We start from the raw sequence: 10,793 nt of genomic DNA on the forward strand, positions 1-10,793 counted from the left end.
CAATGCCGACGAGGCCCAGGCCGCCATCCAGAAGCAGCAATACAACATCAAACTGTTTCGCGACCAAGAAAAGCGCAGCGCACCCTGCTGGACAAAGAATACATCAGCGCCCAGGAATACGAGCAGTCGAACAACGCGCTGCTCACGGCCCAGGCCGACCTGCAGGCCCTGCGGGCCACGCTGGCCAAAGCCTACGTGCGCGCGCCATTCTCCGGTGTGCTGGGCCTGAGCACGGCCACGGTGGGCACCTACGTGAGCCCCGGCGCCGAAATCACCACGCTGTCGCGCGTGCGGCCCGTGAAGATTGATTTTGCCGTGCCCGGCCGCTTTGCCGCCAGCGTGCGGGTGGGCGACGTGGTGAGCGTAGTGGACGAAACTACCAACAAGACCTACGACTCCAAGGTGTACGCCATCGACCCGCAGATTGACCCGGTGAGCCGCACCCAGCCCGTGCGCGCCCGCTTCGCCAACACCAACAACGAGCTGCGCCCCGGCGCCTTCGTGCGGGTAAACCTGAAGCTGGGTGAAACCGAAACCGCCCTGCAGGTACCCACCGAAGCCGTGATTCCGGAAGCCAGCGGCTACAACGTATACACGGTGAAAGGCGGCAAAATGGTGCCGCAGAAAGTAAAAATCGGCATTCGCTCCGACAAGGTCATTCAAATTACGGAAGGCATTGCGGTGGGCGACACGGTAATTCGAACCGGCATCCTGCAGGTGAAACCGGGCGACGCGGTGCGGGTGATTAAGTAATTGAACGTCAAGCTCCCCTCCTTACCAAGGAGGGGACGTTCAGCCACAAGGCTGAACTGGGGTGTTAGGGCGTTGAACGATACCTGAACGAGGACACTACGAGTCGTTCAACGCCCTAACCACTCCCGTCCGAGCCGTTGGCTCGAACATCCCATCCTTGGTAAGGAGGGGAGTTTATCGTGCTATATCCAACAAGCAAATGAGTCTTTCCACCACCAGCATCAACCGGCCGGTTCTCGCCATTGTGATGAGCCTGGTTATCATCATTTTTGGGGTGATTGGGTTTCGGTATCTCAGCGTTCGGGAATACCCGAGCGTGGACCCGCCTATTATTTCGGTGTCGGCTACTTACACCGGAGCCTCGGCCGATGTGATGCAGGGCCAGGTGACGGAGCCGTTGGAGGAGGCCTTGAACGGCATTGCCGGTATCAAGAATATGACGTCGAACTCGCGCGACGGCCGTACCCAGATTACGGTGGAATTCGACCTTGACGCCGACCTGGAAACGGCGGCCAACGACGTGCGCGACAAGGTATCGGGCGCGCAAGGCCGCCTGCCCCGCGACATCGACCCGCCCGTGGTGAGCAAGGCCAACGCCGACTCGCAGCCCATCGTCATCACCTACGTCATCTCCAACAAGCGCACCCTACTGGAACTCACGGACTACGCCAACAACACCCTCAAGGAGCGGCTCCAGACCATTCCGGGCGTGTCGGAAATACGGGTGTACGGCGAGCGGAAATATTCCATGCGCCTGTGGCTGGACCCGGTGAAACTGTCGGCCCTGCGCGTGTCGCCCGTGGACGTGCAGCAGGCCCTCACCCGCGAAAACGTGGAGTTGCCCAGCGGCTCGGTGCAGGGGCAGGCCACCCAGCTCACGCTGCGCACCATGGGCCGCCTGACGTCGGTCAAAGACTTCAACAACCTGATTATCCGCAAGGACGACATCTCGCTCGTGCGCCTGTCCGACATTGGCTACGCCGAGCTGTACCCGGAAAACGACCAGACCATTCTCCGGGTGAACGGCATGCCCGGCGTGGCCCTGGCCGTGGTGCCGCAGCCAGGCTCAAACCAAATCGACATCGCTGACGAGTTCAACCGGCGCCTGCGCGTCTTTGGCAAGGACCTGCCGCCCGACCTGAAGCTGCAGACGGGCATCGACAACTCGGTCTTTATCCGCAATTCCATCAGCGAGGTGGAGCACACCATCATCGAGGCGTTTGTGCTGGTGGTGGTCATCATCTTCCTGTTCTTGCGCGACTGGCGCTCCACCATCATCCCGGTGGTGGCCATTCCGGTGTCGCTGGTTGGTATTTTCTTCGTAATGTACCTGCTCGATTTCTCCATCAATGTGCTCACGCTGCTGGCCATCGTGCTGGCCATTGGCCTGGTGGTGGACGACGCCATTGTGGTGCTGGAAAACATCTATTCCCGCATCGAGGACGGCGAAGAGCCCAAGGAAGCGGCCATCAAGGGCACCGAGGAAATTCTGGTGGCCGTGGTGAGCACGACGGTGGTGCTGGCGGCGGTGTTTCTGCCGGTGGTGTTCCTCACGGGCATCACGGGGCGGCTGTTCCGCGAGTTCGGCATCGTGGTGGCGGGCTCGGTGCTGATTTCGGCCTTCGTGTCGCTCACGCTCACGCCCATGATGTGCGCCAAGCTGCTGAAGCGCCAGGAAACGCACAACTGGTTCTACCGCAAAACCGAGCCGTTCTTCGAGAAGATGATAAGCGCTTACCAGGACAGCCTGCGCTCGTTTTTGCGCAACCGCTGGCTGGCCTGGGTGATGATAGTAGTAACGGGCGGCGGCATCTGGGGCTTCCTGAAAATCATTCCCTCGGAGCTGGCCCCCGTGGAGGACCGCAGCCGCGTGAACGTGAACGCCACCGGCCCGGAAGGAGCTTCGTTCGAGTACATGGACGACTACATCAGCCAACTCACCAAGCTGGCGATTGACTCGGTGGGTGCCGAAAACCTGAACAGCGTGTTCACAGTGACCTCACCGGGCTTTGGCGGTGGCTCCAACTCGGGCTTTGCGCGGGTGCTGCTGAACGAGGCCGGCCAGCGGAAAATAACGCAGGACCAGGTGGCCACGACCCTGAGCGCGGGCGTAAAGAATTTGCCCGCCGCCCGCACCTCGGTGTCGCAGGACCAGAGCATTGGCGGCGGCGGCGGCGGCCTGCCGGTGCAGTTCGTGGTGCAAACCCAGGACTTTGAAAAGCTGCGGGAAGTGGTGCCCAAGTTTCTGGAGCTGGCCCGCCAGGACCCCACCTTCCAGTTCGTGGACGTGAACCTGAAGTTCAACAAGCCCGAGCTGCGCGTCAACATCGACCGTGAGAAAGCCCAGAGCCTGGGCATTTCGGTTCAGAGCATTGCCCAGACCCTGCAGGCCGGCCTCAGTGGCCAGCGCTACGGCTACTTCATTCGGGGCAGCAAGCAGTACCAGATTATCGGCCAGGTGGCCCGCGAAGACCGCAACCAGCCGCTGGATGTGCGCCTGCTTTCGGTGAAAAACGCCGCCGGCGAACTGGTGCAGCTCGACAACGTCATTCGCCTGGAGGAAAGCAGCACGCCGCCCCAGCTCTACCGTTTCAACCGCTACAACTCGGCCACGTTCTCGGCCTCGCTGGCCCCCGGCAAAACCCTGGGCGACGGCATCACGGCCATGCGCGCCATTGCCGAGCAAAACCTCGACGATACCTTCACCACCGAGCTATCGGGCACTTCCCGCGACTTCGAGGAAAGCTCTTCGTCCCTGCTCTTCGCCTTCGGCCTGGCCCTGGTGCTGATTTACCTGGTGCTGGCCGCGCAGTTTGAGAGCTTCCGCGACCCGGTCATCATCATGGTGACGGTGCCGCTGGCCCTTTCCGGCGCTCTGCTCAGCCTGTGGTACTTCAACCAGACGCTGAATCTGTTCTCGCAAATCGGCATCATCATGCTGATTGGCCTGGTGACCAAAAACGGTATTCTCATCGTGGAATTTGCCAACCAGCGCGTCGAGAAGTTCAACGTGGACTACATGACCGGCCTTATTGAAGGCGCTACGGCCCGTTTCCGCCCCATTCTGATGACCTCGCTGTGCGCTATTCTGGGTATTCTGCCCATTGCCATTGCCACAGGGGCGGGCGCGCTCAGCCGCCGGGCCATGGGCATTGGCGTGGTGGGCGGGCTGCTGTTTGCCACGGTCCTCACACTGTACATAGTGCCGGTGATGTACTCCTACTTCGCCACGGCCAAAAAGCACAAGCCAAAACCAGCCGAAGCCGCAACGGTATAAGGCCAAACTCCCCTCCTTTTTTAAGGAGGGGATGTTCGAGCCGCAGGCTCGGACGGGGGTGGTGAAGTTGTTGCACGATGCGGATGCTGTTTGCTCAACGCCACAACCACCCCAGTTTCAGCTTCGCTGAAACGTCCCCTCCTTGGTAAGGAGGAGAGTTTTATGTTCTTTCTGCTCCTCATGTCCCGTTTTCTTTTTCTTCTTCTTTTTGCTGCTACTGGTGCGGCGCAGGCCCAACAGCCAGTGTTCATACCGAAGCAATCCATTGAAAAGCCCACCGCCAAGCCCCAAACGGCCAAACCCGTAACGGTGGCCGACGCGCCGCCGCTCACGCTGGCGCAGGCCATTCAGCTGGGGCTGGAGAACAACTTCAATATCCGGCTTGCGCGCACCGATGAGGAGATTGCCGAAAACAACGTGACCCGTGGCAACGCCGGCCAGCTGCCCACAGTGAACGGCAACCTCGCCCGCACCTACAACCGCAACAACTTGCGGCAGGAGTTTAGCCAGGGAGACCCACGCGTCAACAACAACGTTCCTACTATCCAGGGCAACAACAATGTGGCCGCGAGGTGGACTATTTTTGATGGTTTTGGAATGTTCATCGCCTACGACCGCCTGAAATCCTTGAATCAAGGCCAGCGCCAGCTCACCCGCGCCACCGCCGAAGAAACCGTGGCCAGCATCACCGATTCCTACTACTCGGTGGTGCGCGAAGCGGGCAAAATCAAGTCCATTGAAGAAGCCCTGAAAATTGGCCAAGCCCGCATCGACCTCACCCAGGCCCGGGTGGATGTGGGCGTGAGTGCCAAAGTGGAAGTGCTCACAGCCCGTGTAGATTACAACGCCGACCAGTCGCTGCTCATTCAGCAGCAGGAGCTGCTTACCACGGCCAAAATCAATCTTAATAATTTGCTAGGCCGTGCGGCACGCCTCGACTTTCAGCCCACCGACTCCATTGTGGTAACGCGCGACTTGGACCAAGCGGCCATCATCCAAGCCATTCAAAAGGCGAATCCACGGCTGCAGCAAGCCCGAATCAATACCGAAGTGGCAACGTACGACCGCAAGCTGGCGCGGGCCGCTCGCTACCCACAAATTGACTTGACCTCCGGGTATATTCGGACCAGCAATTTCAACGGCGCAGCTTTTTTGCCCGGTTCGCGAGAGCAAGGCACTGCTACTACCTTATCCAATGGCTTTAATTACGGCGTGGTGGCCACCGTGCCCATTTTCGACGGGTTCAACCGCCACCGCCTGGAACAAAACGCCCGCGTCGGCGAAGAGCAGAGCCAATTGCAGCTCGGCCAGACCCAGTTGCAGATTGGGGCCGATGCCGAGCAGGCTTTCGCGCGGTACCAAAACCGGCTGCAGCTGCTGGACCTCGAAGAAAGCAATATTTTGCTGGCCCGCGAGAACGTGGCCATCGCCCTGGAGCGCTACCGCCTGGGCCTGCTCACACCCCTGGCCCTGCGCGAAGCCCAGCGCACGCAGCTTGATGCCGAAGTCCGGCTGCTCGACATCCGCTTCCAGGCCAAGCAGGCCGAAACGGTACTCCGCCGCCTGAGCGGCGGCATGGTGCAGGGCCAGTAGCATCTAAAGCAGTTTGTGGGTTAGTGTAGGGGCACTGCCGGGCAATAGCGCGAAGCGCCGCTCATGGCATTCGGCTAAACGGCTTCATTGAGAAAGCGCCGGCTAGCGGGTCGGCGCTTTTTTTGGACGTAGGCGGCAGCATGTAGACATGCGTATTTACAAGAGCCCGGTAGCTACCTGCTGGTCAGGGGCAAGACCGAGCCGAGCTGGCCCGAAGCCGTCGAATCCCGGGCAAGAGCTGGGTGGTGGTGGCCGCCCAACTCTTCGACCTAACCTGGGCCCAGCCCAGCGCCGGTACGTTTGCCCTGCGCCTGCGCGAGCCGGCGCGCAACTACTTGACCAGCAAACCAAAAAAAGCGCCGGCCTACCGGCCGACGCTTTTTTTGGTTTAGGTAAGGACAAGCCCGATGGGGACCGGCCGTTTTTGCTCCGTGCAGGAGGCAGGATTATTCCACCACCACTTTACGCACCACTTGTTCGCCGTCCATGGTCAGGCGCAGGGTGTAGACGCCACGGGCCAGGCCGCGCACGTCAAAGTCGGCCGCAATGGCTTGACCGGCGGGTGCGCTCAGCGAGCGGGTCAACACGGTTTGGCCCAAGGCATTGGTCAACGTAGCAGCCACGGCTGCCTTGTGGCGTAGCAGCGGCATGGCTACCCGGAAGGTCGTTGAGGCCGGGTTCGGGAACAGTTGGGTTTGGGCCGCAAGGGCTTTGGCCGCCTGGGTGGCCAGTACGCCACTGGCGCGGAATTCCAACGAGAAGCGGCCGGCGGCCGAAGTCCCAGCCACCGCAAAGGCATACGTGCTGCCCGTGGCAAGCACTGTGCGGGTGCCGGTGAGGGCATCGACCAGCGTGACGGTGGTACCGACCAGATTGGCCACATCCGCCGCGTCGAAGGAATAGCTGCCGGCCTGGGGCACGGCCACGGCCAAGGGCACGACCAGGGCAGTGGCACCCAGCGTGGGCAGGCCGTTGATGGCCAGCTGCTCGCTGCCGGTAACCGACGCCAGGTTCAGGCCGCTGGGGTTGGCCAGCTTCACGGCGTCGTAGCGAGGGTCGAGACCGGCGGTGGCACCGGCTTCAAAGTACACGTAGGCTTCGTCGAGGCCCGCGGTGCCGCGCAGCTGCAGGTGCAGCTGGGGGCGTACATCGGCGGTGCCGCGCCCAAAGGCGGGAACTGCGGCGGCGGTGGTCACGCGGTTGTCATTGGTTAGGTTCACGGCGCCCGCGGTGCCGGGCGTAGTTACGCGGGCAAAATAGCCCGAAGCCATGGGAATGAGCGGCGAACCGCCCACGCCGTTGGCAAACGAGCGGTAGGAGCCGCCGTACTGGCCGCTGCTCTGGAACACGTACATGGCGGCGTCCATGCCCGGGCGCTGCGCATCGGCCACGGTGCTCCAGTCGAGGGGCGCCGGGTACGGGTTGCCCAGGAACTGCCAGCCGGCCTGGGCATCGGTGCCGCGGGCCAGCGGCCCCGAAGGCTGGAGGCCGTTGTTCAGGGTACCCACAAAATCGACGAGGGCTGTATTGGGCGCGTTCACCGTGTAGCCGCGGTTAGGCAGCATGGGGTCGGCCGCTACGGGCGAGAACCAGCCTTTATCGAACGCGCCATACGTTGAATTTACCGTAGCAATTCGGCTTTGGTTGTAGCCAAACACCGTGGGGAACGGCGTGACGGTGCCGGGCGTGGGGCTGGTGTTGTAAGCCGTGTTGAAGGTAGGTGCGAAGCCCGCGGTGGCCACATCAGCCAGCGTGGTATTGCTCACCGGGGCCGCATAATGGCGGTAGCCCACGGGGTTGGTGTTGTCGATGTAGCGCTGCACGGTGGCCGTGCCGTTCACCACGCTCGTGGGCGAATTGACCACGAACGCCGTGCCGGCCGCCGACGAAAGCAGCGTGAGCCCCTGCCCGTTGGTGTTCAGGTTGCCCACTTGCAGGGTCACTTGCTGCGACACGGCCACGGCCTGGCTCAGCGTCACGCCAGCGGCATTGGCTACGCCCAGGCCACCTACCTGAGCAGGCAGGCCGGAGCCCGTTACCTGGGCAGCGGTGCCGTTGTAGACATAAGCCGCGCCGGGGCTGTACGAGCGGGTGCCCGTTACCTGGATGGCGCCGGTAGCGCCGGTGGTCGTGATGCCGGCCGGGTCGCAGATGACCAGGCCCGCACCGGCCTGCAGCGTGAAGTTGCCGGCGCCATTGAGGGCCTGGCAATTTTGCGTCAGCACACCGCCCGTTTGCACCAGCAAGGTGCCGGCTACTGTGAGCGTACCACTCAGCGTGGCCCGGCCCGTGGCCGTTACGGTCACGTTATTATAGCTACCCGAGATGGCCTGGGTGTTGCTTACCACGAGGTCAGCCAGCGGGGCTGCCTGGCCGTTGCCGGTGAGGTTGACGGTGTAAGTAGCCGCGTTGGTAGCGTTGGAATTGATTACCAGCGTGCCGGTGCGGGTGCCCGTAGCGGTAGGCGCAAACGTAACGCTGACCGTGGCCGTGCCGCCATTGGCAGCTACCGTGGTGGGCACCGTGCCGCTCACGGCGTAGTCGCCGGTGGCGCTGATGCCGCTAATCGTGAGGGCGTCGGGGCCGCTATTGGTGAGCGTGAAGGCCACCGGGGCACTGGTCGAGCCCACCGTTTGGTTACCAAAACCGTACGCGGTGCCATTGCTGGGGTAGCTGGTGCTGCCCTGGGTTACGGCCAGAGTGGGCGCCGGGGTAGCTCCCGCCGTGGTCAGCGTAGCGGCCGCCGAAGGCTGGCTGGGGCTGCTGAAACCGGTGTTGCAGTTCGAAGTAGCCGTGACCGAGTAGCTGGTGCCGGCCGCAAGGCCGGTGAGGCTGACGGGCGAAGCGCCCGTGGCGGTGATGGCCGGGCCGCCCGCCGTGGGCGTAGCCGTCACGGTGAAGGGGCCGGTGCCGTTCGGGCCGGGGGCCACCGTCACCTCGGCCGAAGTTTGCTGGATGTTGCCGAAGGTGGGGGTGCTCGGGGCCGCGCAGGCCACTGGAGCGGTGTAGTTGCTCAGCTGCACGTCGTCGATGTTCACGCGGGGGTTGTTTCCGGTATTCGTATTGGTAGTGCCAATGCGGACCAGCACGTTGCCTACCTGGTTTAGGGTGTAGCTATACGCCGTGAGCGAAGTGCCCGTGAAGGCCGCCGGAGTAGGCGTGCCCGCTACGGGAACAAAAGTGGTGCCGCCGTCGATGCTGTAGCTCAGGGTAAAGGCAGCAGCATCGGTGGCATTGAAAGGAGCAGCCAGGAAGCCAACCGTCCCGACCCCGGCGGTGCGGGCAAACTCTACGTAGCCGCCGCCCCGGATGCGGGCCGACTGGCTGTTGTTGCGCGGGTCGTCATTACCAAGGAGGGCTTGTAGAATTGTAACTGAGCCGCTGCTGAGTGCTAATGCCGTAGGCATGGTGGTGTAGGAACTCTGGAAAACACTCTCAAAAGGCTCAAACAAATCGGCCGTTGGGGGAGTGGTGGCGGCCATGGGCAGGGTCGCCGTGGTACCAGTTGCCGTGGTCACCGAAACCGTACCGGCGCCGGTGGCCGTGGGCGTGAGCGTGGCCCGAATAGAACTGGCGCTTGAAAATGTGAACCCGGAAACCGTGCCGCCGGAGTAGTTTATCACACTTGCACTGGTGAAGTTCGTGCCCGTAAATACCACCACGCTGGGAATGCCAAGCAGCAAGGACGAAGCCGTAGCGGCGGTAAGCGTAGGCGGCGCGGCGGTGGCCGTACCCGTCAGGTTGATAACGTAGCTAGCTTCGTTTTGGTCGTTGCTGGCGATGGTGATTACCCCCGTTTTAGCACCCGTTGAAGTGGGGGAAAACGTCACGGTGAAAGTGGCCGAGCTGTTGGCCGCCACCACATAAGGGGTGGCGGTGCCGCTCAGGCTAAAGCCGGCGCCAGTGCTGCCCGTCACGCCTTGAGCAGTCACGCTCAGGGCGTCTGTAGTGCTGAGGTTTTGCACAGTGAAAGTGGCCGTAACAGGGGTTCCCACCTGGGTGGACCCGAATGCGTACGCACTGGCAGTGAGGTAGTCCGTGCCCGCCACCTGCACATTGATTTCCGGGTTGGGGACGCTGGCCTGGCCCTCGCCGCTCAGGTTCACGACGTAGGAAGCTTCGTCGCTGTCGTCGCTGGCAATGGTGACGGTGCCCGTGCGGGTGCCGGCAGCCGAGGGGGTAAAAGTGACGTTGAACGTGGCCATGCCATTGGCAGCCACGGTGGTGGGCACGGTGCCCGTCACGCTGAAGTCGCCGGTGGCCACAATGCTGGCAATGTTAAGAATAGTACCACCGAGGTTTTCAATGGTAAACGCCTTAACATCGGTGCTGCCAATGGTGGTGGTGGCAAAGCCGCTGTAGGTGCTGGCCGTGAGGTAGGTGGTGGTGCCCTGCTTCACGTTGATTTCGGCTGGGGTGGCCGTGGCACTGCACGGAGCAGCAGCGGTTGCGGAGTTGCGCGGAGTTGGGGCACCAGTTGCAAAGTCGGCGCCGTTGTTGTTGCCATCAGTACAGCCGTTACCAGCCCGTATAGCGGCCGTAGTATTCGTAAGCGCCGCCACGGGGTTGGCGCCTTCGTACGACGTTGCTGTTGTGTTGTAGCCGACAAAATCAACTACGTTGCTAGAAAAGGTCGAATTTGGCCCAGCGGTGGCCGTAACGGCCGTGCTGTTGTTTGCCAATGCCACTTTACCTGCCGTACCGCTCAGAGGTATAAATCCGGTGATGTCCGGCATCAAATTGGTGGTGCCTCCAGTTCCAGCCGCCTCTTGAACTAGCAGGTATTTGCCAGGTTGAATAATACCACTCAACTGCGTGAAGCTAGTATTCGCCGCTACGGAAAACGTACCTGCCGCGCTGGTGTATTGGAGGGTGTAGCTGCTCAGGTCTACAGGAGTGGTCCCTCGATTGAACAGTTCAATAAAGTCTTGCTTGATGGTAGCACCCGTGTTACCACCTCCGCCATATACCTGGCTGATAACTACCTGCCCGCGCCCCGCCAAGGGCAGCAGCAGCGCCAACAGTGTGAGCAGCCGCATCCAGCGGACTGACTGCCATTGCATGTAAATTTTTGGCGGTGGTCTGATATAAGGTGAAATGCGTATTGGGGGTTATGGTTTATACGCAACACTATTGCGCCGCCTGCGGCAGTGAACAGATTCGGCGCAAT

The 10,793-nt window shown here is 61.8% G+C and carries 5 protein-coding genes; 4 read left to right on the forward strand and 1 reads right to left on the reverse strand.

Translation table 11 applies throughout. The annotated features are described in order from the left end of the window. Positions 1-87: 87 nt before the first annotated feature. From BEN47_RS10420 to BEN47_RS21440, 4 genes are all read left to right on the forward strand, one after another. Positions 88-753 (forward strand): efflux RND transporter periplasmic adaptor subunit, encoded by a 666-nt coding sequence (locus tag BEN47_RS10420; protein WP_239691561.1) that lies wholly within the window; start codon positions 88-90, stop codon positions 751-753. Positions 754-952: 199 nt separating this feature from the next. After that, positions 953-4,030 (forward strand): efflux RND transporter permease subunit, encoded by a 3,078-nt coding sequence (locus tag BEN47_RS10425; protein ID WP_083322314.1) that lies wholly within the window; start codon positions 953-955, stop codon positions 4,028-4,030. A gap of 180 nt (positions 4,031-4,210) precedes the next feature. After that, the gene (locus tag BEN47_RS10430; protein WP_158010973.1) at positions 4,211-5,623 is read left to right on the forward strand and encodes a TolC family protein; all 1,413 of its coding nucleotides are present in this window, start codon (positions 4,211-4,213) and stop codon (positions 5,621-5,623) included. Positions 5,624-5,871: 248 nt separating this feature from the next. Next, the gene (locus BEN47_RS21440) at positions 5,872-6,015 is read left to right on the forward strand and encodes a hypothetical protein (protein ID WP_158010975.1); all 144 of its coding nucleotides are present in this window, start codon (positions 5,872-5,874) and stop codon (positions 6,013-6,015) included. 54 nt (positions 6,016-6,069) lie between these two features. On the opposite strand, the gene BEN47_RS10435 is transcribed toward BEN47_RS21440, so the two are convergent. Continuing rightward, positions 6,070-10,686, reverse strand: coding sequence for a choice-of-anchor D domain-containing protein (locus BEN47_RS10435; RefSeq protein WP_083322316.1), 4,617 nt, complete (start codon positions 10,684-10,686; stop codon positions 6,070-6,072). Positions 10,687-10,793 lie beyond the last annotated feature (107 nt).

The organism is Hymenobacter lapidarius, assembly GCF_001816145.1.
GTDB lineage: Bacteria > Bacteroidota > Bacteroidia > Cytophagales > Hymenobacteraceae > Hymenobacter > Hymenobacter lapidarius.